The sequence below is a fragment of the Celeribacter sp. ULVN23_4 genome (assembly GCF_054788345.1).
In genome coordinates this window covers 462,518-486,120 of the sequence record NZ_JBTVYO010000001.1, presented here as the reverse complement: position 1 = coordinate 486,120, position 23,603 = coordinate 462,518, and the positions used below count along the sequence as shown (strand labels likewise).

The 23,603-nt window shown below is 58.1% G+C and carries 35 protein-coding genes; 32 read left to right on the top strand and 3 right to left on the bottom strand.

Annotated elements, in window-relative coordinates:
* Nucleotides 1-60: 60 nt before the first annotated feature.
* Complete coding sequence (locus ACYBHZ_RS02405) at nucleotides 61-684, bottom strand: TIGR02466 family protein (RefSeq protein ID WP_460272579.1); 624 nt, start codon at nucleotides 682-684, stop codon at nucleotides 61-63.
* A gap of 149 nt (nucleotides 685-833) precedes the next feature.
* On the opposite strand from ACYBHZ_RS02405, the gene ACYBHZ_RS02400 reads away from it, so the two are divergent.
* The 32 genes from ACYBHZ_RS02400 to ACYBHZ_RS02245 all read left to right on the top strand — a co-directional run bounded on the left by ACYBHZ_RS02400 (nucleotide 834) and on the right by ACYBHZ_RS02245 (nucleotide 22,109).
* Nucleotides 834-1,313: a hypothetical protein gene (locus ACYBHZ_RS02400; RefSeq protein ID WP_460272578.1), complete on the top strand. Its 480-nt coding sequence runs from the start codon at nucleotides 834-836 to the stop codon at nucleotides 1,311-1,313.
* Nucleotides 1,314-1,524: 211 nt separating this feature from the next.
* Nucleotides 1,525-1,722, top strand: a complete 198-nt coding sequence (gene rpmC / locus ACYBHZ_RS02395; protein WP_107815016.1) for a 50S ribosomal protein L29 — start codon at nucleotides 1,525-1,527, stop codon at nucleotides 1,720-1,722.
* A gap of 14 nt (nucleotides 1,723-1,736) precedes the next feature.
* Nucleotides 1,737-1,964 (top strand): 30S ribosomal protein S17, encoded by a 228-nt coding sequence (gene rpsQ / locus ACYBHZ_RS02390; RefSeq protein WP_167601434.1) that lies wholly within the window; start codon nucleotides 1,737-1,739, stop codon nucleotides 1,962-1,964.
* An 89-nt stretch (nucleotides 1,965-2,053) separates the two neighbouring features.
* Nucleotides 2,054-2,422 (top strand): 50S ribosomal protein L14, encoded by a 369-nt coding sequence (rplN, locus tag ACYBHZ_RS02385; RefSeq protein WP_090060723.1) that lies wholly within the window; start codon nucleotides 2,054-2,056, stop codon nucleotides 2,420-2,422.
* The gene (gene rplX / locus ACYBHZ_RS02380) at nucleotides 2,422-2,727 is read left to right on the top strand and encodes a 50S ribosomal protein L24 (protein WP_460272577.1); all 306 of its coding nucleotides are present in this window, start codon (nucleotides 2,422-2,424) and stop codon (nucleotides 2,725-2,727) included. The genes rplN and rplX overlap by 1 nt, the downstream gene beginning before the upstream one ends.
* Complete coding sequence (rplE, locus tag ACYBHZ_RS02375) at nucleotides 2,727-3,290, top strand: 50S ribosomal protein L5 (RefSeq protein WP_460272576.1); 564 nt, start codon at nucleotides 2,727-2,729, stop codon at nucleotides 3,288-3,290. The genes rplX and rplE overlap by 1 nt, the downstream gene beginning before the upstream one ends.
* Nucleotides 3,291-3,311: 21 nt before the next feature.
* On the top strand, nucleotides 3,312-3,617 hold the full coding sequence (gene rpsN / locus ACYBHZ_RS02370) for a 30S ribosomal protein S14 (protein ID WP_460272575.1): 306 nt from the start codon (nucleotides 3,312-3,314) through the stop codon (nucleotides 3,615-3,617).
* Between the two features lie 12 nt (nucleotides 3,618-3,629).
* The gene (gene rpsH, locus ACYBHZ_RS02365) at nucleotides 3,630-4,022 is read left to right on the top strand and encodes a 30S ribosomal protein S8 (RefSeq protein ID WP_460272574.1); all 393 of its coding nucleotides are present in this window, start codon (nucleotides 3,630-3,632) and stop codon (nucleotides 4,020-4,022) included.
* A gap of 12 nt (nucleotides 4,023-4,034) precedes the next feature.
* On the top strand, nucleotides 4,035-4,568 hold the full coding sequence (gene rplF, locus ACYBHZ_RS02360) for a 50S ribosomal protein L6 (protein WP_460272573.1): 534 nt from the start codon (nucleotides 4,035-4,037) through the stop codon (nucleotides 4,566-4,568).
* An 11-nt stretch (nucleotides 4,569-4,579) separates the two neighbouring features.
* Nucleotides 4,580-4,939, top strand: a complete 360-nt coding sequence (rplR, locus tag ACYBHZ_RS02355; protein ID WP_460272572.1) for a 50S ribosomal protein L18 — start codon at nucleotides 4,580-4,582, stop codon at nucleotides 4,937-4,939.
* Between the two features lie 120 nt (nucleotides 4,940-5,059).
* On the top strand, nucleotides 5,060-5,629 hold the full coding sequence (rpsE, locus tag ACYBHZ_RS02350) for a 30S ribosomal protein S5 (protein ID WP_460272571.1): 570 nt from the start codon (nucleotides 5,060-5,062) through the stop codon (nucleotides 5,627-5,629).
* A gap of 12 nt (nucleotides 5,630-5,641) precedes the next feature.
* A complete protein-coding gene (gene rpmD, locus ACYBHZ_RS02345; protein ID WP_066707085.1) occupies nucleotides 5,642-5,830 on the top strand; it encodes a 50S ribosomal protein L30 in 189 nt (62 codons plus the stop codon).
* Nucleotides 5,831-6,043: 213 nt separating this feature from the next.
* Entirely contained in the window at nucleotides 6,044-6,181 is a 138-nt protein-coding gene (locus ACYBHZ_RS02340; protein WP_460272570.1) for a hypothetical protein, read from the top strand.
* A gap of 200 nt (nucleotides 6,182-6,381) precedes the next feature.
* On the top strand, nucleotides 6,382-6,594 hold the full coding sequence (locus tag ACYBHZ_RS02335) for a DUF1127 domain-containing protein (RefSeq protein WP_460272569.1): 213 nt from the start codon (nucleotides 6,382-6,384) through the stop codon (nucleotides 6,592-6,594).
* A 33-nt stretch (nucleotides 6,595-6,627) separates the two neighbouring features.
* A complete protein-coding gene (locus ACYBHZ_RS02330) occupies nucleotides 6,628-6,756 on the top strand; it encodes a hypothetical protein (RefSeq protein WP_460272568.1) in 129 nt (42 codons plus the stop codon).
* 249 nt (nucleotides 6,757-7,005) lie between these two features.
* On the top strand, nucleotides 7,006-7,482 hold the full coding sequence (rplO, locus tag ACYBHZ_RS02325; RefSeq protein ID WP_460272567.1) for a 50S ribosomal protein L15: 477 nt from the start codon (nucleotides 7,006-7,008) through the stop codon (nucleotides 7,480-7,482).
* 104 nt (nucleotides 7,483-7,586) lie between these two features.
* The gene (gene secY / locus ACYBHZ_RS02320) at nucleotides 7,587-8,945 is read left to right on the top strand and encodes a preprotein translocase subunit SecY (RefSeq protein WP_460272566.1); all 1,359 of its coding nucleotides are present in this window, start codon (nucleotides 7,587-7,589) and stop codon (nucleotides 8,943-8,945) included.
* Nucleotides 8,942-9,517 carry an adenylate kinase gene (locus tag ACYBHZ_RS02315; protein ID WP_460272565.1) on the top strand — a complete coding sequence of 192 codons (576 nt, stop codon included), beginning with the start codon at nucleotides 8,942-8,944 and terminating at the stop codon, nucleotides 9,515-9,517. The genes secY and ACYBHZ_RS02315 overlap by 4 nt, the downstream gene beginning before the upstream one ends.
* Before the next feature lie 207 nt (nucleotides 9,518-9,724).
* Nucleotides 9,725-10,093, top strand: a complete 369-nt coding sequence (rpsM, locus tag ACYBHZ_RS02310) for a 30S ribosomal protein S13 (protein WP_460272564.1) — start codon at nucleotides 9,725-9,727, stop codon at nucleotides 10,091-10,093.
* Between the two features lie 15 nt (nucleotides 10,094-10,108).
* A complete protein-coding gene (gene rpsK, locus ACYBHZ_RS02305) occupies nucleotides 10,109-10,501 on the top strand; it encodes a 30S ribosomal protein S11 (protein WP_167601452.1) in 393 nt (130 codons plus the stop codon).
* A 122-nt stretch (nucleotides 10,502-10,623) separates the two neighbouring features.
* On the top strand, nucleotides 10,624-11,640 hold the full coding sequence (locus ACYBHZ_RS02300; RefSeq protein ID WP_460272563.1) for a DNA-directed RNA polymerase subunit alpha: 1,017 nt from the start codon (nucleotides 10,624-10,626) through the stop codon (nucleotides 11,638-11,640).
* Between the two features lie 137 nt (nucleotides 11,641-11,777).
* Nucleotides 11,778-12,206 carry a 50S ribosomal protein L17 gene (gene rplQ / locus ACYBHZ_RS02295; RefSeq protein WP_460272562.1) on the top strand — a complete coding sequence of 143 codons (429 nt, stop codon included), beginning with the start codon at nucleotides 11,778-11,780 and terminating at the stop codon, nucleotides 12,204-12,206.
* Nucleotides 12,207-12,438: 232 nt separating this feature from the next.
* On the top strand, nucleotides 12,439-13,050 hold the full coding sequence (locus tag ACYBHZ_RS02290) for an autoinducer binding domain-containing protein (RefSeq protein WP_460272561.1): 612 nt from the start codon (nucleotides 12,439-12,441) through the stop codon (nucleotides 13,048-13,050).
* Nucleotides 13,051-13,212: 162 nt separating this feature from the next.
* Nucleotides 13,213-14,538 carry a replication-associated recombination protein A gene (locus ACYBHZ_RS02285; protein ID WP_460272560.1) on the top strand — a complete coding sequence of 442 codons (1,326 nt, stop codon included), beginning with the start codon at nucleotides 13,213-13,215 and terminating at the stop codon, nucleotides 14,536-14,538.
* 48 nt (nucleotides 14,539-14,586) lie between these two features.
* Nucleotides 14,587-14,961, top strand: coding sequence for a fluoride efflux transporter CrcB (crcB, locus tag ACYBHZ_RS02280; RefSeq protein ID WP_460272559.1), 375 nt, complete (start codon nucleotides 14,587-14,589; stop codon nucleotides 14,959-14,961).
* The gene (locus ACYBHZ_RS02275; protein ID WP_460272558.1) at nucleotides 14,958-16,007 is read left to right on the top strand and encodes an RluA family pseudouridine synthase; all 1,050 of its coding nucleotides are present in this window, start codon (nucleotides 14,958-14,960) and stop codon (nucleotides 16,005-16,007) included. The genes crcB and ACYBHZ_RS02275 overlap by 4 nt, the downstream gene beginning before the upstream one ends.
* On the top strand, nucleotides 16,004-16,672 hold the full coding sequence (locus tag ACYBHZ_RS02270) for an HAD-IA family hydrolase (RefSeq protein WP_460272557.1): 669 nt from the start codon (nucleotides 16,004-16,006) through the stop codon (nucleotides 16,670-16,672). Before ACYBHZ_RS02275 ends, ACYBHZ_RS02270 begins: the two co-directional genes overlap by 4 nt.
* Before the next feature lie 2 nt (nucleotides 16,673-16,674).
* A complete protein-coding gene (locus ACYBHZ_RS02265) occupies nucleotides 16,675-17,382 on the top strand; it encodes an ATP12 family chaperone protein (protein WP_460272556.1) in 708 nt (235 codons plus the stop codon).
* A gap of 227 nt (nucleotides 17,383-17,609) precedes the next feature.
* Nucleotides 17,610-18,635 carry an amino acid ABC transporter substrate-binding protein gene (locus tag ACYBHZ_RS02260; RefSeq protein WP_460272555.1) on the top strand — a complete coding sequence of 342 codons (1,026 nt, stop codon included), beginning with the start codon at nucleotides 17,610-17,612 and terminating at the stop codon, nucleotides 18,633-18,635.
* A 137-nt stretch (nucleotides 18,636-18,772) separates the two neighbouring features.
* A complete protein-coding gene (locus ACYBHZ_RS02255) occupies nucleotides 18,773-19,993 on the top strand; it encodes an amino acid ABC transporter permease (protein WP_460272554.1) in 1,221 nt (406 codons plus the stop codon).
* A 1-nt stretch (nucleotide 19,994) separates the two neighbouring features.
* Nucleotides 19,995-21,305 carry an amino acid ABC transporter permease gene (locus ACYBHZ_RS02250; protein ID WP_460272553.1) on the top strand — a complete coding sequence of 437 codons (1,311 nt, stop codon included), beginning with the start codon at nucleotides 19,995-19,997 and terminating at the stop codon, nucleotides 21,303-21,305.
* A gap of 15 nt (nucleotides 21,306-21,320) precedes the next feature.
* On the top strand, nucleotides 21,321-22,109 hold the full coding sequence (locus tag ACYBHZ_RS02245) for an amino acid ABC transporter ATP-binding protein (RefSeq protein ID WP_460272552.1): 789 nt from the start codon (nucleotides 21,321-21,323) through the stop codon (nucleotides 22,107-22,109).
* 69 nt (nucleotides 22,110-22,178) lie between these two features.
* Here the strand turns inward: ACYBHZ_RS02245 and ACYBHZ_RS02240 are convergent, their stop codons facing one another.
* Both ACYBHZ_RS02240 and argB read right to left on the bottom strand, forming a co-directional pair.
* Entirely contained in the window at nucleotides 22,179-22,694 is a 516-nt protein-coding gene (locus ACYBHZ_RS02240; protein WP_460272551.1) for a SixA phosphatase family protein, read from the bottom strand.
* On the bottom strand, nucleotides 22,694-23,590 hold the full coding sequence (gene argB / locus ACYBHZ_RS02235) for an acetylglutamate kinase (RefSeq protein ID WP_460272550.1): 897 nt from the start codon (nucleotides 23,588-23,590) through the stop codon (nucleotides 22,694-22,696). The genes ACYBHZ_RS02240 and argB overlap by 1 nt, the downstream gene beginning before the upstream one ends.
* Nucleotides 23,591-23,603: the final 13 nt, after the last annotated feature.

The following is a 23,603-nucleotide window of genomic DNA, read 5'->3' as shown; positions in this document are numbered from 1 at the left end:
TCCGCCCGTTCGTAACTCAAACGCTCCCCCGGAGCGTTTGTCGCGCCGGGGCGCGAACCGTTACTCACCCCACTTATAATTAAAGCTCACCGACACCCGGTCGAACTCGCTTTGGTTCATCATCACCTCGTGGCGCAGCCAGCTTTCCCAGAGCATGATGTCGCCCGCTTCCGGCGCCATGTAGATGAAGTTCTGCATCTCGCGACGCGCGTCTTTCTTGCGGGCGGGGGAGGCCATCATCATCGCGTGGCGCGGATCTTCGAGACGCAGGCTGGACGCGCCGTCGGGCATGGCGACATAGGTCGTGCCGGAAATCACCGAATGCGGGTGGATGTGCGCGGAGTGATATCCGCCTTCCGGCAGGATGTTGATCCACAGATCTTCAAGCACCAGCGGACGCTCGCCCAGATCGAATTGCAGATCTTCGGCAAATTTCGCGACGTGTTTGTCGAGGCTTTCGACGATGTCTTTGAAGATCGGGAAGCGCCACGGCAGGTCGGTCAAAGAGGCGTAGGAGGTGTAACCCGGATAGCCCTTCTCATCGCACCAAGCTTGGCCCGCCTCGTCATCCTCGGCAATGGCGTAGCAGCTGTCGAACAGCTCGTCCTGATCAATCTCCGGGGAGAATTCGTTGAGTTTCGCTTTGTAAAGACGGGTGACGAAAAGGGATTCGATGTCGGCCATGATCCAGACTCACTGTGAGAGTTCATTGATTTGCGCCCTTATAGACCAGAAACATCGTTGCCGCAGCCCGCTCTCAGGGGGTAAACCTGAGAAAAAGTGACGCTGGCAGCCAGTGTCTTGAAGTTTCCCGTCGAAGCAGTTCGGATGTCATGACCCTAACCCTTGCCTTATATACTGCGCTCTTTGCGTTTGGTGCCCTGATGGTCCTTTGGGCCGCATGGAGGCTCGTCCGCAAGGCCAACAAGACGCCGCTGCATGTACAGGTCCATCAACAGGTCTACGAAATCCTGCGCCAAGATCCGAATGCCGATCTGCCAGAGCGGGCGGGTGTCTGCTTTCAGGCCTATACCCTGTATCTCTATCTCGTGAATGACGGGATCGATGCGGGGATCGGGAATATGGAGCCTGACAAGCTGCGCGAGCTGCTGCCGGCATTGAAGCCGCTCGGACTATCCGAGGCGGCGCGCGAGATCGAGGCGTTCATAGAGGTCTATGAAGAGATCGAGCGGCTGGATGCTGTAGACGAAGCTCTCGGCGAGGAGTATCAGGCGACCGCGCGCGAACTTGATCGGCGGCTCTATCCGGTGCTGCGGGAAATCCCGGAGCGGCTGGAGCAATATCTGGCCTGATCGCGCACCAGAGAGACGGGGCGATGTTTCCCCAAAAAACTCGGGCAAATGCTGAGCTTTCCCTTGCCTCCAAGCCCCCACACCCTTATAGAGCGGCATCTCGCAGATTCCCTTTCAGGGGATTCGTGTGTTTTGACATAACCCACCGGACCGAAAGTTACCCCTCATCGGGCGCTTTCCGGTGCTAACAGGAACCAAGGAGAGGCGAACTATGAACGCCCAGGAATTGCGTGCGAAAACGCCGGATGAGCTCAAGACTGAGCTTGCCAATCTGAAAAAAGAATCCTTCAACCTGCGCTTCCAGCAGGCCACGGGTCAGCTCGAAAACACCGCTCAGATCCGCAAAGCGCGCCGCTCGGCCGCTCTTGTGAAGACCATTCTGAACGAAAAAGCCAAAGCGGCTGAGTAAGAGGAGCTAGACCTATGCCCAAACGTATTCTGCAAGGTGTTGTCACCTCGAACCAGAACGAACAGACCGTGACCGTGTCCGTTGAACGTCGTTTCAAGCACCCGGTTCTGAAGAAGACCATCCGTAAGTCCAAAAAATACCGGGCTCACGATGAGAACAACCAATTCAACGTCGGTGATACCGTCCGCATCGTGGAATGTGCGCCGAAGTCGAAAACCAAGCGTTGGGAAGTGCTCGTTTAATCTCTGATTGAACAAGCCTCCTCCCAGCTTAATCGAAACCCTGGGGGCACCGATCACTGCAGATCGCCCCAAAGGTCGGGAGAAACCAAATGATCCAGATGCAGACCAATCTGGATGTCGCTGACAACTCCGGCGCTCGCCGTGTTCAGTGCATCAAGGTCCTCGGCGGTTCCCACCGTCGTTACGCCTCCGTGGGCGACATCATCGTGGTGTCGGTCAAGGAAGCGATTCCGCGTGGCCGTGTGAAAAAAGGGGACGTCCGTAAGGCCGTCGTCGTTCGCACCGCTAAGGAAGTCCGTCGCGAAGACGGCACCGCGATCCGTTTTGATCGCAACGCCGCCGTCATCCTCAACAACAACAACGAGCCGGTCGGCACCCGTATCTTCGGGCCGGTGGTTCGCGAGTTGCGCGCCAAAGGCATGATGAAAATCGTGTCCCTCGCGCCGGAGGTGCTGTAATGGCTGCTAAGCTGAAAAAAGGCGACAAGGTCGTCGTGCTTGCCGGTAAGGACAAAGGCAAACAGGGTGAGATCTCCTCTGTGCTGCCCGCCAAAGGCAAAGCCATCGTGGAAGGCGTGAACGTCGCCATCCGTCACACCCGCGCGACCCAAGGTGATCAGGGCGGCCGCAAGCCGGTTGCTATGCCGATCGACCTGTCCAACCTCGCGCTTCTGGACGTCAACGGCAAAGCCACCCGCGTCGGCTTCAAATTTGAAGGCGACAAAAAGGTGCGTTACGCCAAAACCACGGGAGACGTGATCTGATGCTCGACACCACCGATTACACCCCGCGTCTGAAGGCTGCGTACAAGGAGTCCATCCGCGCAGCTCTGAAAGAAGAGTTCGGCTACAAAAACGACATGCAGATCCCGCGTCTGGACAAAATCGTCCTGAACATCGGCTGCGGTGCGGAAGCTGTGAAAGACTCCAAAAAAGCGAAATCCGCTCAGGAAGATCTTTCCGCGATCGCCGGTCAAAAAGCGCTCGTCACGAAAGCCAAGAAATCCATCGCTGGTTTCCGCGTTCGTGAAGATATGCCGCTCGGTGCGAAAGTCACCCTGCGTGGCGACCGTATGTACGAATTCCTCGATCGTCTGATCACGATTGCTATGCCCCGCATCCGCGACTTCCGCGGCGTGTCCGGCAAATCCTTCGACGGCCGTGGCAACTACGCCATGGGCATCAAAGAGCACATCGTGTTCCCTGAGATCAACTTCGACAAAGTCGATGAGGTCTGGGGCATGGACATCGTCATCGCGACCACCGCGGCGACGGACGCAGAAGCAAAGAGCCTGTTGAAAGCTTTCAACATGCCCTTCAACAGCTAATCGCGCGAGGAGTTAGAGAACATGGCAAAGAAATCCATGATCGCACGCGAGCGCAAGCGCGAGAAGCTGGTGGCGAAATACGCCTCCAAGCGCGCTGCTCTCAAAGAGGTCATCTATGACCAGGATAAGCCGATGGAAGAGCGTTTCCGCGCTTCCCTGAAGCTTGCTGAACTGCCGCGCAACAGCTCGGCTACCCGTCTGCACAACCGTTGTCAGCTGACCGGCCGTCCGCACGCTTACTACCGTAAGCTGAAGGTCTCCCGGATCATGCTGCGGGAACTGGGCTCCTTTGGCCAGATCCCCGGTCTGGTGAAATCGAGCTGGTAAGGAGGGAACATTATGAACGATCCTATCGGCGATATGCTCACCCGCATCCGCAACTCGCAACTGCGCGGCAAATCCACCGTCTCCACCCCGGCTTCCAAGCTGCGCGGCTGGGTCCTGGACGTGCTGCTCGACGAGGGTTACATCCGCGGCTACGAAAAAGGCACTGATGCGAACGGTCACCCGACCCTCGAAATCAGCCTGAAATACTTCGAAGGCACCCCGGTTATTCGCGAACTGAAGCGGGTTTCGACCCCCGGCCGTCGCGTGTACCTCGGTGTCAAGGACATCCCGTCGGTCCGTCAGGGCCTCGGTGTGTCGATTGTCTCCACCCCGAAGGGTGTGATGTCGGACGCAAACGCTCGTGCCAACAATGTTGGTGGCGAAGTGCTTTGCACCGTCTTCTAAGGAGGTCTTTCGATGTCTCGTATTGGTAAGAAACCGGTCGACCTGCCCAGCGGCGTTTCCGCCTCTGTGTCTGGCCAGACCATCGAAGTGAAGGGCCCGAAAGGCACTCACTCCTTCACCGCCACGGACGATGTGACCCTCGCTGTCGAAGACAACACCGTCACCGTCACCCCCCGTGGTAAATCCAAGCGTGCCCGCCAGCAATGGGGCATGTCCCGCACCATGGTCGCGAACCTCGTGACCGGCGTGACCACCGGCTTCAAAAAAGAGCTGGAGATCAACGGTGTTGGTTATCGTGCTCAAATGCAGGGCAACACGCTTAAACTCAACCTGGGTTACTCCCACGAGGTGAACTTCGAGGTTCCCGCCGGCATCACCGTGACGGCTGCGAAACCGACCGAAATCACCGTCGAGGGTACCGACCCGCAACTCGTCGGCCAAGTCGCGGCCAATATCCGCGAATGGCGTGCTCCGGAGCCCTACAAAGGCAAAGGCATCAAGTACAAAGACGAGTATATCTTCCGTAAGGAAGGCAAGAAGAAGTAAGGACGCTAGATATGGCAAACAGCAAACGGACCCTGTTTCTGAAACGCCGCCTGCGCGTTCGGAACAAACTTCGCAAGAACAATGTCGGCAAGCTTCGCCTGTCGATCCATCGTTCGAACAAGAACATCAGCGCTCAGCTGATCGACGACGTTCAAGGCAAAACCCTCGCCTCCGCATCCTCCCTCGAGAAGGATCTGGGCGTAGTTGGCAAGAACAACGTCGACGCCGCAGCCAAAGTTGGTGCTGCGATTGCAGAGCGCGCGAAGAAAGCCGGTGTCGAAGAGTGCTACTTCGACCGTGGTGGCTTCCTCTTCCACGGCAAAGTGAAGGCTCTGGCCGACGCTGCGCGTGAAGGTGGTCTGAAGTTCTAAGACTTGCGGGGGGCGGTAACGCCCCCCCGATGATCCGGGGCCCCGCATGTCGGGATTGCCACCGGGATCGAGTTAAACGGCGCATTTCCAAAACGCGCCACCTGTTCAAAGGAAAGTTCTATGGCAGAACGTGAAAACCGCCGGGACCGTCGCGAACGCGATGAGACTCCGGAATTCGCCGATCGTCTTGTTGCGATCAACCGTGTGTCCAAAACCGTGAAAGGTGGTAAGCGTTTCGGCTTTGCTGCTCTCGTGGTTGTTGGTGACCAAAAAGGCCGCGTCGGCTTCGGCAAAGGTAAAGCGAAAGAGGTCCCTGAGGCCATCCGCAAAGCCACCGAGCAAGCCAAGCGCCAAATGATCCGCGTGCCGCTCAAAGAAGGCCGCACCCTGCACCACGACGTGAACGGTCGTCACGGCGCTGGTAAAGTCGTCATGCGCACTGCACCGCAAGGTACTGGTATCATCGCCGGTGGTCCGATGCGTGCCGTGTTCGAAATGCTCGGCGTTCAGGATGTGGTTGCCAAATCCATTGGCTCCCAGAACCCGTACAACATGATCCGTGCAACGCTGAACGGCCTCACCAAAGAAGCCTCCCCGCGTTCCGTGGCTCAACGTCGTGGCAAAAAAGTCGCCGACATTCTCCGCAAGGATGAAGCGCCGGCTGCTGAAACTGCTGAAGCAGACGCGTAAGGAGACTGACCCATGGCTAAAACCATCGTTGTGAAACAGATCGGTTCCCCGATCCGTCGTCCCGCCAAACAGCGTCAGACCCTCGTGGGTCTCGGCCTGAACAAGATGCACAAAACCCGCGAACTGGAAGATACCCCTTCCATCCGTGGCATGGTTGCATCCATCCCGCACCTCGTCGAGATCGTCGAAGAGCGCGGCTAAGTGCCTCCGGGGCGCAAGCCTCGACGCTAAGATTTCAACGCCCTGCCGTTTTGGTGGGGCGTTTTCTTTTGTGCGGTACAAATGGCGCGAAATGCTCATTTAAAGCCGTATTGGTTTTGCTGAGCGTTAAAGCTTTCGCGCGAGCCTTTCTCTGTCGCCCCTTCCTCTGCCTCGTGGAGAGAATCGGGGCCCTTTAGGAGAAAGGACCATCCCATGACGCTGCTGACCAAAGCCTTTCAGGACTGGATTTCCGTTTTTATGGCGGGAATCCCGGCCTATGATCTCGCCGTGTTCGAAGTCTCAGCCACGGGAGAGCGTTGGAGGCAGTCGCATTTCGGGCATAACGGCTGAAATGCTGTGCGTCTTACCACGACCTTTAATCGACATGCCTGAAAAATGATCAGTTTTAAAACTGCTTGCATTCTGTGCATAGCGGGTAGGCACAAACAGGGGGATGTCATGTGTCCGGACTCCCCCTACATGAGCGGCACTCCACAAGAGATCAAATATTCCGGGGCATTCCGGCCCTGTTCAATAAAGGACAAGAACAAATGGCACACTTTACTGCTGACGCTAACGCAACGGGCTTCGGCTTCTCCCCGCGCTCCCTTTTCGCCCGTCTTCGCGACGTTCAGGCGCGCCACCGTGCGTTCACCAAGACCTACAACCAGCTGAACGCGCTCTCCGATCACGAACTGAACGACATCGGTCTCGGCCGCTCTGACATTCTCGACATCGCTCGCGAAACCGCTGCTCGTCTCTAAGCTAAATATCCACGTCCGATGAGAGGAACCGACATGCAATCCGCCGCCTCCTTCCTGAACCCGCTCCGTCTTTTTTCCAACGCCCTGTGCGCCTTGCGCGCGCATTGGCATGCCGGCCCTGTTCCGACTTGGAAAGAATACCTGCGCGCCACCGCAGACTGAGGCAGGCGCGACGCTGTCGTGACATCTCTGGACAAAACAAACACCCCGCAGGAGACTGCGGGGTGTTTTGGTTTTTGCCCCAGCGCGGGACGCCGTAAAGCTGAGAAACTATATGGCGCAAACGCTTGATCCACAGGCGTCAAACGTCTATACGCGCGCAGTGGACAACCGTGTCCATCAGAATCAACACATGTATGCCGTGTTTGCCCGCTCCGTCGCTGGAGGGCACATCCGGCAAGGAGAAGCGACATGAAACTGCACGAACTGCGCGACAATCCCGGCGCAACCAAATCCCGCACCCGCGTTGGCCGTGGTCCGGGTTCCGGCAAAGGTAAAATGGGTGGCCGTGGTATCAAAGGTCAGAAATCCCGTTCCGGCGTTGCCATCAACGGCTACGAAGGCGGCCAGATGCCCCTCTACCAGCGTCTTCCGAAACGCGGCTTCACCAAGCCGAACGCGAAGAAATACGCTGTTGTGAACCTCGGCCTGATCGAGAAATTCATCGAAGCTGGCAAGCTTGACGCGGCCAACATCACCGAAGAGACCCTCGTGGCCTCCGGTCTGGTGCGTCGTCAACTCGACGGCATCCGCGTTCTGGCCAAAGGTGAAGTGAAATCCAAACTCACCATCACCGTGACCGGCGCCTCCAAATCCGCTGTCGAAGCTGTCGAAAAAGCGGGCGGTTCGCTCACCGTGGCCGTGAAGGCCGACGCGGCAGCCGAATAAGGCTTGTGACAAGGGCCTGAGACCCTTACATCAAGACCTGAGTTTTCCAAGCGCCGCCCCCCGGAAAGCCGGACGGGCGGCGCTGACGTGAATAGAGAGACCATATGGCATCCGCAGCAGAACAAATGGCGGCGAACCTCGACTGGGGCACCTTCGGGAAGGCCAAGGAGCTTCGCCAGCGTATTCTTTTCACCATCGGTCTGTTGATCGTCTACCGTCTCGGGACTTTCATCCCGGTTCCGGGGATCGACGGCAACGCGCTTAAAGACTTCATGGAACAGGCGGCCTCTGGCCTCGGGGGCATCCTGTCGATGTTCACCGGTGGTGCACTTGGCCGGATGGGTATTTTCGCCCTCGGCATCATGCCCTACATCTCCGCCTCCATTATCGTCCAGCTTCTGACCTCGATGGTTCCCTCGCTTGAAAACCTCAAGAAAGAGGGTGAAGCGGGCCGCAAGAAGATCAACCAATACACCCGTTTCGGCACGGTGGCTCTGGCGCTGTTCCAGGCTTACGGTCTCGCCGCCTCTCTTGAGGCCGGGAACCTCGCCCATGATCCGGGCTGGTATTTCCGTGCGGGCGTTGTGATCACTCTCGTGGGCGGCACCATGTTCCTGATGTGGCTCGGTGAGCAGATCACCAACCGCGGCATCGGCAACGGTATCTCCCTGATCATCTTCGTCGGCATCGTCGCCGAGATTCCGGGTGCTCTGGCCCAGTTCTTTGCGTCCGGTCGTTCCGGTGCGATCTCTCCGTTCGCCACACTGATCGTGATCGTGATGGTCGCGGCCGTGATTGCTTTCGTCGTGTTCATGGAACGTGCGCTGCGCAAAGTGCACATCCAGTATCCGCGCCGCCAGCAAGGCATGAAAATCTATGACGCGCAGTCCAGCCACCTCCCGATCAAGGTGAACCCGGCGGGTGTTATCCCGGCGATCTTCGCCTCGTCCCTCTTGCTGCTGCCGACAACAATCGCCACCTTCTCCGGTCAGTCCGACGTTGGTCCGGTGATGTCCACGATCTTGGCCTACTTCGGCCCGGGTCAACCGCTTTACCTTCTGTTCTTCACGGCGATGATCGTTTTCTTCGCCTACTTCTACACCGCCAACGTCGCGTTCAAATCCGAAGACGTCGCCAAGAACCTGAAGAACCAGAACGGGTTCATTCCCGGCATCCGTCCGGGGAAGAAGACCGAGGAGCACCTCGATTACATCGTGGCCCGTCTCTTGGTCATCGGGTCCGCATATCTCGCCGCAGTCTGTTTGCTGCCGGAGATCCTGCGGAGCCAGTTCGCCATTCCCTTTTACTTTGGCGGCACATCCGTGTTGATTGTGGTATCGGTGACGATGGACACGATCCAGCAAGTCCAATCCCATCTTCTGGCGCACCAGTATGAGGGGTTGATCGAGAAATCTCAGCTGCGCGGGAGGAAACGCAGCAAAAGAGGGACAGCAAGACGATGAATATTATTCTGCTTGGACCGCCGGGCGCGGGCAAAGGCACTCAAGCCAAACGTCTCGTGGAGGAGCGAGGCATGGTGCAACTTTCCACCGGGGACATGCTGCGCGCAGCACGGACTTCCGGCACGGACATGGGCAAGAAGGTCGCGGCCATTATGGACGCCGGTCAGCTTGTGACCGACGAAATCGTAATTGGTCTGATTGCCGAGCAATTGGAGAAAGGCTCCGAAGGGGGCTTCATCTTCGACGGTTTCCCGCGCACTCTGGGCCAAGCGGACGCACTTGCAGCGCTGCTGGCGGAAAAGGGTGCGACGCTCGATGCCGTGGTGCAGCTTGAGGTCGATGACGAGACCCTCGTTGCCCGTATCGTTAATCGCGCCAAGGAAGCCGCCGCCGCTGGCGAGGCCGTGCGCGCCGACGATAACGAGGAAAGCGTCAAGATCCGCTTGATGGAATACTACAAAAAGACCTCTCCGCTGATCGGCTACTATTATGCCAAAGGTGAGCTGAAGTCTGTCGACGGCCTTCAGTCCATGGACGAAGTGGCCGCCGATATCGCGAAAGCGCTGGCATAAGGCAGGTGATGCGCCGGAAGGTCTTGACCCTCCGGCGATTCGCATCTATGGCAACCCATCCCTAACGGGTAAAAGATTCGTCAACGGGTCGCTCCCAATGACAATCACTCATCGAATTCAGCTGCGGCTCGCCGGTTTTCGACCAGCGAGCCTCCGTTGTGAAAAAAGGTTCCGGGGTTACGGAACCGCAACGAAAGGAAAAGAAACGTGGCACGTATCGCCGGCGTCAACATCCCGACCGCCAAGCGCGTTCCGATCGCGCTCACCTACATCACCGGCATTGGCGACACTTCCGCCAAAGCTATCTGCGAAGCCGTTGGCATCGACCTCACACGTCGTGTGAACGAGCTGTCCGACGCCGAAGTGCTCGCCATCCGCGAACATATCGACGCGAACTACACCGTCGAAGGTGACCTTCGTCGTGAAACGCAGATGAACATCAAGCGTCTCATGGACCTCGGCTGCTACCGCGGCCTGCGTCACCGCCGTAACCTTCCGGTTCGCGGTCAGCGCACCCACACCAACGCTCGCACCCGCAAAGGCCCGGCAAAGGCCATCGCTGGTAAGAAGAAGTAAGGGGAGATCTGAATCATGGCACGCGATACCCGTCGTACGACTAAGAAGAAGGCTTCCAAGAACATCGCCGCTGGCGTTGCTCACGTGAACTCCACCTTCAACAACACCAAAATCCTGATCTCCGACGTGCAAGGCAATGCGATCTCCTGGTCGTCTGCTGGCACCATGGGCTTCAAAGGCTCCCGGAAATCCACCCCGTACGCCGCTCAGATGGCTGCGGAAGATGCTGGCAAAAAAGCCCAGGATCACGGTGTGAAAACCCTCGAAGTCGAAGTTCAGGGCCCCGGCTCTGGCCGCGAGTCCGCGCTCCGCGCGCTGGCCGCAATCGGCTTCAACATCACGTCCATCCGTGACGTGACCCCGATCGCACACAACGGCTGCCGCCCGCCGAAGCGCCGCCGCGTGTAATCGACATCACGATTTATGGATCGCGGGCTTCCTGCCCGCGGTCCGTTTATGCGTTTGAGAGACCCCTCGGGCGTTCTTCCATTTAAGGACATGGGTGGGAGAACAAGAATGGAGGCACTAGCATGATCCACAAGAATTGGGCCGAGCTCATTAAACCGCAACAGCTTGAAGTGAAACCGGGCAATGAACCGGCACGTCAAGCGACCATCGTTGCCGAACCGCTTGAGCGCGGCTTCGGTCTGACGCTGGGTAACGCGCTGCGTCGCGTGCTGATGTCGTCGCTGCAAGGCGCGGCCATCACCTCCGTTCAGATCGACAACGTCCTGCACGAGTTCTCCTCGGTCGCGGGCGTGCGTGAAGACGTCACCGACGTCATCCTGAACCTCAAAGGCGTGTCCCTGCGCATGGAAGTCGAAGGGCCGAAGCGCCTCTCGATCTCCGCGAAAGGTCCGATGGTCGTGACCGCTGGTGACATTTCCGAGTCTGCAGGCATTGAAGTTCTGAACAAGGACCACGTGATCTGCCACCTCGACGATGGCGCCGATCTGTTCATGGAGCTGACGGTCAACACCGGCAAAGGCTATGTCTCTGCCGACAAGAACAAACCGGAAGATGCGCCGATCGGCCTGATCCCGGTCGATGCGATCTACTCGCCGGTCAAGAAAGTGTCCTACGACGTGCAACCGACCCGTGAAGGTCAGGTGCTCGACTATGACAAACTGACGATGAAAATCGAAACCGACGGTTCCGTGACCCCGGAAGACGCTGTGGCCTTCGCTGCACGCATCCTTCAGGATCAGCTGTCGATCTTCGTGAACTTCGACGAGCCGGAATCGGCTGGTCGCCAAGAAGAAGACGATGGCCTCGAGTTCAACCCGCTTCTGCTGAAGAAAGTGGACGAGTTGGAACTGTCCGTGCGTTCGGCAAACTGCCTGAAGAACGACAACATCGTTTACATCGGCGACCTGATCCAGAAAACCGAAGCCGAGATGCTCCGCACCCCGAACTTCGGCCGCAAGTCGCTCAACGAGATCAAAGAGGTTCTGTCCGGTATGGGCTTGCACCTTGGCATGGATGTCGAAGAGTGGCCGCCTGAGAACATCGAAGATCTGGCGAAGAAATTCGAAGACCAGTTCTAAGAGCTTCGGGAGGGGCTTTCGGGCCTCTCCCACAAATGCCCTCCTTATGAGGGGAAAGTCTGGGCAAGTGCCCCAAGGAGAGCGGCTGACACGCATCGGCTGCCAGACAAAGCAAAACACGCTAAAGGAGATACAAAATGCGTCATGCTAAAGGTTACCGCCGCCTGAACCGGACCCACGAACACCGCAAAGCGATGTTCTCCAACATGGCTGGCTCGCTCATTGAGCACGAACAAATCAAAACCACGCTGCCGAAAGCCAAAGAGCTTAAGCGCATCATGGACAAGCTGATCACGCTGGGCAAACGTGGCGATCTTCACGCCCGTCGTCAGGCTGCCGCTCAGCTGAAACAAGACAAAGACGTCGCGAAACTTTTCGAAGTTCTCGGCCCGCGCTACGCTGAGCGCGCCGGTGGTTACACCCGCGTTCTGAAAGCCGGTTTCCGTTACGGCGACATGGCTCCGATGGCGATCATCGAGCTCGTGGACCGCGATCCGGCCGCCAAAGGTGCTGCTGACCGTGCCCGCCTCGAAGCTGAAGAAGCTGCTTACGCCGAAGAAGACTAAGATCTTCTAAGCGCTGAATTTTAAAGCCCCGCCGGATGGTGGGGCTTTTTTTGTTGTGTCGTCGCAACGCCCCTGCCAAAGCATCAATTGGTTCTCATGCATTCGTGATCCGTGAATTTACTGTTTTCCCCATTTTTTCTTTGCAAAAATGACTCTTTAGTTTAGCTATTGAGAATGCAGTCGCCTTAAGGTTGTTGTCGTTATTTGTCGTAAATAGAATGTCTTTGTGCTCATGTCTGATACAACAGAACTAAATAGATTATTTGCTCAGCTGCGCCTTGCTTCGCCAGCCGGCTATTCCGCCGTGCTGCATATTCGTTTCGCGTCGCCTCTTGTGACTGAGTCGACCTACGATCCGAAGTGGCTCGAACATTATTCCGCAAATGCTTATGCGCTGAGAGACCCGATGATCGCTTGGGGGTTGAGCCGTGAAGGCACAACTCGGTGGAGCGAGATCGAACTCCCCGACCCGTTCAACATTTGGCGTCAGGCGGCCCAATGCGGCCTGAACTATGGCGTAGCCGTATCCTGTGGTGCAGTCCAGTCACGGAGTATCGTTGGCTGTGCAAGAAGTGACCGAGAGTTTACGGATAAGGAAATCGCAAAGATCGGGACGATCGTGCGGACCTTGCATGAAATCTCTGAGCCGCAGACGGATCTGACGACTGCGCAAATTCAGGCGCTCAAATGCATCGCGAGCGGTGATCGTCATGCGGCTGCGGCGGCCAAGCTTGGGATTTCGGAAAGCGCGCTCAAGGCGCGTCTCGTTTCAGCGCGCGAACGTCTCATGGCGCGGACGACCTCGGAAGCGATTCAGAAAGCCAAAGAAATTAAGCTTCTGTGATGATGCTTGTACTTCTGCTGCTTTGAGCTGCAGGGCGAATGCTGACGAAATGCAATTCGAGATAATCTGCCCGTAGCGAGAGGCCGTATGACGGGGCAGAACGCAGTCATTTTGGTCTCGTTCCCTCTTTCACGTCTCGATCCGGCAGCGTAATCTCGGGGCATGGCAGACCTCTTTTCCTCAGATGACACTTCGTCAGACACCCCCGGAGCGCATAGCGCCGCGCCGCGCCCGCTCGCGGACCGGCTGCGACCGCAAAAGCTGTCTGAGGTTATTGGCCAGCAACAGGTGATCGGGCCGGAAGCTCCTCTGGGTGTCATGCTGGCATCGGGGGCGCTGTCGTCAATCATTTTCTGGGGGCCGCCGGGCGTCGGGAAAACCACGATCGCGCGGCTCTTGGCGAATGAGACGGACCTGCACTTCGTGCAAATCTCGGCGATCTTCTCCGGCGTGCCGGAACTGCGCAAAGTTTTTGAAGCGGCAAAGATGCGTCGAACCAACGGGCAGGGGACGCTTCTGTTCGTCGACGAGATCCACCGTTTCAACAAAGCGCAACAGGACAGTTTTCTGCCTCATATGGAGGACGGCACGATCCTGCTCGTGGGCGCGACCACGGAGAACCCGTCTTTCGAACTCAATGCCGCTGTTCTTTCGCGCTCGCAGGTCATGGTTCTGACGCGACTGACGCATGAAGATTTGGCACAACTGACGGAGCGAGCGGAACGAGAGCTGGGAAAGACTTTGCCGCTCAATGAGATGGCTCGCTTTGCGCTCTATGAGATGGCGGACGGGGACGGGCGCACGCTGCTCAACCTGATTGAACAGATCGCTGCCTGGAAGGTGGATGGCGACCTTGATCCCGAAAGCCTTGGCAAGCGTCTCATGCGCCGGGCATCGAAATACGACAAGAAGGGCGATGAGCATTACAACCTGATCTCCGCGTTGCACAAATCCGTGCGAGGATCGGACCCGGATGCGGCGCTCTATTGGTTGTCGCGGATGCTGGAAGGCGGCGAAGATCCGCGCTATCTGGCGCGCCGCATGTTGCGCATGGCGGTGGAGGACATCCAGCTCGCCGATCCGCAGTCGCACACCGTCGCGCTTCATGCGTGGGAAACCTACGAGCGTCTTGGCTCCCCGGAGGGCGAACTCGCTCTGGCGCAATGCGTGGTCTATCTCGCCCTCGCGCCGAAATCGAACGCGGTTTACACCGGGTTCAAGGCCGCCCGTGCCGCAGCGCGCAAAACCGGTTCAGAACCGCCGCCGAAACACATCTTGAACGCCCCGACAAAGCTCATGTCGGAGCAGGGCTATGGCGACGGCTATGCCTATGACCATGACGCCGAAGATGCCTTCTCCGGCCAGAACTATTTCCCCGACACGCTGCCGAGAACCCAGTTCTACAAACCTGTTGAGCGCGGGTTTGAACGCGATTTGGCCAAGCGGGTGAGCTATTTCGACAAGCTGCGCAAACAACGCGACGGTTGACATTCAGGCCCTGTCGCCACAGGAACACCGTCAACACATGAGGACGATATGGCACCATTGATCCAGGTCGCATTGGGCGGCGCAATCGGCGCGTCGGGGCGGTATCTCTCCGGCCTCGCGATGACGCACATTATGGGAAAGAGCTTTCCGTGGAACACGATGTTCGTGAACTTCCTCGGCTCTTTTCTGATGGGCGTGATCGTGGTCACGCTGGCCCATGAAAACGGCAACCGCTTTGCACCGCTTTTGATGACCGGCATGCTCGGCGGTTTCACTACCTATTCGGCCTTCTCGCTGGACGCGATGACGATCATAGAACGCGGGGACTATGGTCTGGGGGCGTTTTACGTCTTTGGCACACTGGTGCTTGCCTTGGGAGGCATCGCCATTGGTCTCTACGCCGCACGGAGTTTTTACGCATGAGCCGGGTACAGATGATCACCATTGGCGACGATCAGCCGGAACAGCGGCTTGATCGTTGGTTCCGCAAAATGTTCCCGCAGGTGACGCAGGGCAACATCGAGAAGATGTGCCGTAAAGGCGAGATCAGGGTTGATGGCGCGCGTGTGAAATCGAACACGCGAGTCGCACCGGGGATGGAAGTCCGCGTGCCGCCGCTGCCCGATGAAAATGCACCGAAGCCGCAGCGCGATACAGATAAGGTCTCGAAAGCCGATGCGCAGATGATGCGCGATGCGGTGATCTATCAGGACGAATACCTTATCGTGATCAACAAGCCCGCTGGTCTGCCGACGCAGGGCGGTTCGAAACAAACCCGCCATGTGGATGGTCTGTCGGTCGCACTTCAGGGCGAGTTCCCGGAAAAGCCGCGCCTCGTGCACCGGCTCGACAAGGACACCTCGGGCGTTTTGGTGCTGGCGCGGACACCCGCGATTGCCTCCAAGCTGACCGAAGCGTTCCGCCATAAGAACACCCGCAAGATTTACTGGGCGCTCGTGGCCGGTGTGCCGACGCCCTACCTTGGCGAGATCAAATACGGTCTGGTGAAAGCTCCGGGTCGCGGGAAAAGTGGTGAAGGCGAAAAGATGATCGCCGTCCATCCGCGTGACATCGATGCGACGCCGGGCGCCAAACGCGCGCAGACGCTCTATGCAACGCTGTACCGGGTCGGCGCGCGTGCAAGTTGGGTCGCGATGGAGCCGATCACCGGACGCACCCACCAGCTGCGTGCGCATATGGCTGAGATCGGGCATCCGATCATTGGCGATGGCAAATACGGTGGCTCTGGTCAGGAAAACCTCGGCGATGGCTGGGGCGCGCAATTGGGCGGGATTATCTCGAAAAAACTGCACCTGCATGCGCGGACGCTGCGGTTCGAGCATCCGGTGACCAAGAAACTCATCACCGTGACCGCGCCTCTGCCGGAGCATATGAAACACAGCTGGGACACCTTCGGCTGGACCGAAGACCTTGCGGCGGAAGATCCGTTTGAGGAGCTTCGTGGATGAAGCTTGTCATTTTCGACGTGGACGGAACGCTGGTCGATAGCCAAGCGCATATCATCCTGTCGATGACGGCGGCTTTCGAGGCGGCAGGTCTCACTGTGCCGCACCGCGATACGATCCTGTCGATTGTCGGGCTGTCCTTGCCGCTTGCGATGCGGGAGCTTGCGCCGACCGTCGATGACGCTGTACTCGGTGAAATGATGGACGCCTATAAAAGTGCGTTCCAGACCCATCGGCTGGCACAGGGTGCCGCCGCCTCGCCTCTTTATCCGGGGGCGGAAGAGGTTGTGCGGGCTCTCGGGGCGCGGGATGACATCTATCTGGCGATTGCAACGGGCAAAAGCCGTCGCGGTCTGACGGCCTTGATGGAGGTATGGGGGTTTTCCGATCTTTTCGTCACGACGCAAAGCGCCGACGACCACCCGTCGAAACCGCACCCGTCCATGGTGATGACCTGTCTCATGGAAACCGGCGTATCTGCGGAAGATGCGGTGGTCATCGGGGATACAACTTATGACATGGAAATGGCCCGCGCGGCGCGCTGCAAAGGGATCGGCGTGAGTTGGGGCTACCATGGGCGCACGGCGCTGAGCGGGGCGGGGGCAAGCCTTGTGCTCGACCGGTTCGATCAATTGCCCGGCGCGCTTGAGACGATTTGGAAGGACTGAACATGGCGGAATGGGCGGCAAAACGCTTTTGGAAAGACACCAGCGTGGCGGAGGCCGAGGGCGGCTTCACGGTTCATCTCGATGGACGCCCCGTGCGCACGCCTGCGAAAGCGCCTCTGATCGTGCCGACCCGTGCGCTCGCCGAGCTGATCGCCGCCGAATGGGACGCGCAAGAGGGCGCGATCGACCCGAACACCATGCCCGCCACGCGCGGAGCCAATGCGGCGCTCGACAAGGTGGCCGTTCAGAAGGCGGAAGTGGCCGACATGCTGGCCGATTACGGCGACAGCGATCTGTTGTGCTACCGTGCCGAGCATCCGCGCGAATTGGTGACACGTCAGGAAGAAGGCTGGGATCCTCTGCTTGAGTGGGCCGAAACTGCTCTCGCAGCGCGCCTTGAGCCGCGCGCAGGGGTGATGCACGCGCCACAAACGCCCGAAGCGCTTGAAGCATTGCGTCGCAGAACGCATGAGCTGACGCCGTTCGAATTGGCCGCGTTCCACGATCTCGTAGCGCTTTCCGGGTCGCTGATCCTTGGCTTTGCGGTCATCGAAGGGCGCCTGACGGCAGACGAGGCTTGGGCGCTGTCTCGCGTCGATGAAGTGTTTCAAATTGAGCAATGGGGCGCGGATGAAGAGGCTGCGGAGGCCAATGAGGTGAAACGTCAGAGTTTCCTTCAGGCAGCGCTGTTTTACCGCGTGGTCAATTAAGCGGCGCTTGCAAGCCTCAAAGCACAATCGTCACGCAAACTTGCTCTTGATTTGATCAAATATGCAAGGGTTATGCATATTTGTGATCCCGGTCTTGACGTTTTTGAATGAATCCTTCCAAACTAAGCTCATTGAAAGGGCATTTGCTCATTTCGATATCGCCCCCGGTCCACAGGGAGGGCCGGTACAAGCGCCTGCCAAAGGCGCAATATCAGGAAGAGGTAAAAATGAAAAAATCCGTATTTCTTGGCGCGCTGACGCTGGCAGGTCTGGCTGCCGGTACTGCGATGGCTCAGGATTCCTCCACGCTCGCCGCCGTGAAAGAGCGCGGTGTGCTGAAATGTGGTGTGAACCCGGGCACTCCGGGATTTGCTGCTCCGGACGCCAGCGGCAAGTTCGTCGGTTTCGACGTTGACGTGTGCCGCGCTGTCGCTGCCGCCGTCTTCGGCGACTCCGAAGCTGTTGAATACACCCCGCTGACGTCGGCTGTGCGCTTCACCGCGCTCGCTTCTGGCGAAGTCGACATGCTGGCCCGCAACACCACCTGGACGTTCTCCCGTGACGTTGACCTGAAAAACACCTTCGTCGGCGTGAACTACTACGACGGTCAGGGCTTCATGGTGCCGAAAGATCTCGGCGTGTCCTCCGCGAAAGAGCTGGGCGGCGCAACCGTCTGTATCGAAACCGGGACCACCACCGAGCTCAACCTTGCCGACTACTTCCGTGTGAACAACATGGAATACGAACCGGTTCCGGTTGAAAGCTTCACCGAAGCTCAGACGCAGTTCCTTGCCGGTGCCTGTGACGTGTACACCACCGATGCCTCCGCTCTGGCCGCATCCCGCGCGTCCTTCGAGAACCCGGAAGGCTACGTGGTCCTGCCGGAAATCATCTCCAAAGAGCCGCTCGGCCCGCTCGTGCGTCATGGCGATGATAACTGGGGCGACGTTGTGCGCTGGTCGCTCAATGCGATGATCGCTGCCGAAGAATACGGCGTGACCTCCGCCAACGCCGCTGAACTGGCGAAAGGCACGGACAACCCGGAAATCAACCGTCTTCTGGGTGTTGAAGGCGAACTGGGCGCGATGCTCGGCCTCGAAAACGACTGGGCTCTGAATATCCTGACCCAAGTTGGCAACTATGGCGAAAGCTTCGAGAAAAACATCGGTGAGAACACTCCGGTGGGTCTGGCTCGTGGCCTGAACGCTCAGTGGACTGAAGGCGGCCTGATCTACTCGCCGCCGTTCCGCTAAGACCATCTAAAGGGAAGGGCGCGGTCTAATCCGCGCCCTTTGCCTTTTCAGCTCTGCTCATTTCAAGAAGACCATTTCCACGAACGGGGAACGCCCGGGCGAGGGTAGGGCTATATCGAAACAGGGGACCGTCTCTCATGACGACACTATCAGATCCGCCGCAAGACCAAGGTTTTCGGCTCAGCCAGCTGATCTATGACACGCGCTATCGTTCGATCACCATTCAGGTCATCGCGATGCTGGCGTTCATGTTGATCGCGGCCTTTCTCATTCGCAACACGATCATCAACCTTTCGGCCCTGGGCAAGGACATCGACTTCGGGTTCCTGTTCAATCGTGCGGCCTATGACATCAATCAACAAATCATTCCCTACACTTCAGACGACCCGCACTGGCGGGCCACGCTGGTGGGGCTGCTCAACACGCTTTTGATTGCCTTTCTGGGCTGTATCCTCGCGACCATCATTGGCGTCATCGCGGGGGTTTTGCGCCTCTCCAAAAACTGGCTGACGGCCAAGATCATGACGGTTTATGTCGAGAGCTTCCGCAACATCCCGGTCCTGCTCTGGATTCTCGCCTTCATGGCGGTTCTGTCCGAGGCTTTGCCGGCTCCGAAAGCGTTCCGCGGTGAAACCCCGGACGCGTCGATGTGGCTCTGGGACAGTGTCGCCGTCACGAACCGCGGCACCTATATCCCGAGCCCGGTCTGGGGCAATGGCTCCGGCGTCGTCATTATCGCCTTCCTGCTGTCGCTTCTCGGCATCTGGGCTTTCGGCAAATGGTCGAACCGTCACTTTGAAGAAACCGGTCAGCACCTTCCGAATTTCTGGATCAAGCTCGGCATTCTGATCGTGCCGACCGTTCTGATCTATTTCATCATGGGGCGTCCGATCAGCCTGTCCTACCCGGAACTCAAAGGCTTCAACTTCTCCGGCGGTCTACACATGCGCAACTCGATGCTTGCGCTTTGGTTGGCGCTGAGTTTCTACACGGGTTCCTTCATCGCCGAGATCGTCCGTTCGGGTATCCTCGCGATTTCCAAAGGCCAATCCGAGGCCGCGTTTGCGCTGGGTCTGCGCCCGTCCTGGACGATGAATCTCGTGATCCTGCCGCAGGCGCTGCGTGTCATCATTCCGCCGCTGATCTCGCAATACCTGAACCTCACGAAGAACTCCTCGCTCGCGCTCGCCGTGGGCTATATGGACCTTCGCTCGACGCTGGGCGGCACCACGCTCAACACCACCGGGCGCGAGTTGGAATGCATGCTCTTGATGATGCTGATCTATCTGATCGTCAGCTTGTTCATCTCTTCGGGCATGAATTTCTACAACAAATCCGTGAAGCTGAAGGAGCGTTGAGATGAGCACGACCAAATCCCTCGCTTACGTCCGCAAGAAAATGCTGGACCAGCAACCGGCCCCGCGTTCTCAAGTGGGTTTCACCCGTTGGCTCCGCGAGAATCTGTTTTCCGGCTGGTTCAACACGATCCTGACACTGATTTCGATCTTCGTGATCTACAAAGTGCTCGCCGCGACCCTTCCATGGGTGTTCGGCGGTGTCTGGAACGCAGACTCGCTCGATCAGTGTCGGACGATTCTGAACGAGACATATGGGAACACCCATCACGCCTGTTGGGCGGTGATCCATGAGCGCTGGAACCAACTGCTCTACGGGTTCTACCCGGAGACGGAATACTGGCGCGCCAATCTTGCTTTCGTCCTGATGCTGGCCTCTCTGGCGCCGGTGCTGTTCGACAAGGTTCCGCGCAAGATGCTGTACCTCACGATGGCCTTCCCCTTCCTGCTCGTCTGGCTGGTCTGGGGCGGTACGATCTGGGGCGTTGTCTCCGTTGCTCTGGGCTTTGTGCTTGGCGGCGTGGCGTTCAAACTTGTGGACCGTTTCGGTTCCATGGCGCTGTCCGCAATCGCGGCCGTCGTTGTGGCGATTGTCTGGTGGCTCTTCATCGGCCCGTCCGTGGTCGATGGCCTCAACTCCGTCATGCCGATTGGGCATCTCGAAGAGGTACAAAGCCGTGACCTCGGGGGCTTCATGATCTGTGTGATCATCGGTATCTCCGGCATTGCTCTGTCGCTGCCCATCGGTATCGTTCTCGCGCTTGGCCGTCAGTCGGACCTGTTTATCGTGAAAACCATCTGTGTGGGGTTCATCGAGTTCATCCGCGGCGTGCCGTTGATCACCCTGCTGTTCACTGCTTCGCTTCTGTTGAACTACTTCCTGCCCCCGGGCACGACGTTCGATTTGACGCTGCGTGTGATCATCATGGTGACGCTGTTCTCGTCGGCTTACATGGCCGAGGTGATCCGTGGCGGTCTCGCCGCTCTGCCGAAAGGCCAGTATGAAGCAGCCGACGCGCTCGGTCTCGATTACTGGAAGGCGCAGCGCCTGATCATCATGCCGCAGGCTCTGAAAATCTCTATTCCGGGCATCGTCAACACCTTCATCGGTCTGTTCAAAGACACCACCCTTGTGATGTTCATCGGCATCTATGACATGCTGGGCCTCTCCAACGCCATTCGCGCCAACGCGGCATGGAACGGCATCTATTGGGAGTTGTTCATCTTCATCGGCGGCGTCTTCTGGATCTGCTGTTTCGCCATGTCCCGCTACTCTCAGTGGCTGGAGCGTAAGCTCCGCACCGACCATCGTTAAGAAAGGAGACCACTCATGTCTCAAGCTGTAGAACGTGCGATTGATCGTTCCAACATGACCGTCTCCGACGAGGTGGCCATTCAGATCACGAATATGAACAAATGGTACGGAGAATTTCACGTTCTCCGTGACATCAACCTGACCGTGAACCGTGGCGAGCGGATCGTCATCGCGGGGCCGTCTGGCTCCGGGAAATCCACCATGATCCGGTGCATCAACCGTCTCGAAGAGCACCAGCAGGGCAAGATCATAGTCGATGGGACCGAGCTGACCTCTGATCTCAAGAACATCGACAAGATCCGCTCGGAAGTGGGCATGTGCTTCCAGCACTTCAACCTCTTCCCGCATCTCACGATCCTTGAGAACTGTACCCTCGCGCCGATGTGGGTCCGCAAGATCCCCAAACGCGAAGCCGAAGAAACGGCGATGCATTTCCTCGAAAAGGTGAAAATCCCGGATCAGGCTCACAAATACCCCGGTATGCTTTCGGGCGGCCAGCAACAGCGTGTGGCCATCGCCCGCTCGCTCTGCATGAAGCCGCGCATCATGCTGTTCGATGAACCGACCTCGGCGCTCGATCCGGAGATGATCAAAGAGGTACTCGACACCATGATCGAACTGGCTGAAGAGGGCATGACCATGCTCTGCGTGACCCACGAGATGGGCTTTGCCCGCGAAGTGGCGAACCGCGTGATCTTCATGGATCAGGGCCAGATCGTGGAACAGAACGAACCGGAAGAGTTCTTCAACAATCCGAAATCGGAACGGACGAAGCTCTTCCTGAGCCAGATTCTTGGTCACTGATCGGTTTCTATAAGACGACAAAGGGCGCCTTCACGGGCGCCCTTTTGCATATCTGGAAGCTCGGCGGGCTTAGTGTTGCCCCGCCTCGATCTCTCTCGGCACAGCGAAATTGAGCACCGTGTTGTCGCCATAACGGGCATCTTTCCAATCCGCGCAGCCAAGCTCAAACACGGTCGTGGCGCAGGTCGGATATTGCAGGAACTGCGGATGATCCGGCGCCACTTTTGCAAAACGATGTGCGAACTCTCCAATCCCCGGATTATGCGCGATCAGGAGCACGGTCTGTCCCGTTGCCCGATGCAATGCGCGCAGCAGGCAGCTATCTGATGCAAGATAAAGTGCGTCATGCACCTGTGTTTCCGGCGTCATGCCGAGACCATGGCAGACACGCTCATAGGTCTGCTGCGTCCGCGCCGCGACGGAGACCAAGGCCTGATCAGGAAAATATCCGTGCTCTTTCAGCCAATGCCCCATACTCATCGCGTTGCGCTGACCGCGTTCGTTCAAAGGGCGGTCGATATCCTCTTGGAGCGGATCGCCCCAGCTCGATTTCGCGTGACGTATGAGGATGAGGCGACGGGGCATCAGGCCTTTTTCTTGGTCGGATTAATGCGCGGTTGCGTGTCGCGGATCAGCGAGCCAGCGCCGTGTTCGGTGTAAAGCTCCAACAGGCAAGCATTCGGTGCGCGGCCATCCAGAATGACCACAGCCCGCACCCCGTCCTTGAGCGCATCGAGCGCGGTCTGGGTTTTCGGGATCATGCCCCCCGCGATCACGCCGGATTTGGTCAGGTCTTTGATTTGTTTGGAGTTCAGGGACGTCAGAACCGCACCGGTCTCATCCTTCACACCGGACACATCGGTCAAAAGCAAAAGCCGGTCGGCATGCAGCGCACCGGCGATGGCACCCGCGGCGGTGTCGCCATTGACGTTGAACGTCTCGCCATTCTGCCCCGCGCCGACGGGGGCGATCACCGGGATCAGGTTTTCATCACCGAGTTCTTGAATAATCGCCGGGTTCATCGACACCGGAGTGCCGACAAAGCCGAGGGCCGGATCGGTCTGCTCGCAGACCATGAGATTGGCGTCCTTGCCAGAAATGCCGACCGCGCGGCCGCCTTGGCCGTTGATCGCTTGCACGATGCGCTTGTTCACAAGTCCCGACAGCACCATTTCGACGACCTCGACCGTTGCCTTGTCGGTCACGCGCTTGCCGTTCACGAAAGTGCTTTCAATCCCAAGCTGGTCGAGCAGCTTGTTGATCATCGGGCCGCCGCCATGAACGATGACGGGCTTCACGCCGACCTGCTGCATCAGCACCACGTCACGGGCAAAGCTTTCCATGGCTTCGTCCGAACCCATCGCGTGACCGCCGAGCTTGATCACCACGGTGGCACCCTCGTATCGCTGCAAATAGGGCAGCGCTTCGGAAAGAGTGCGGGCGGTGGCGATCCAGTCTCTGTTCATGTCTTGCTTCTTCATGTTTGGATTTCCA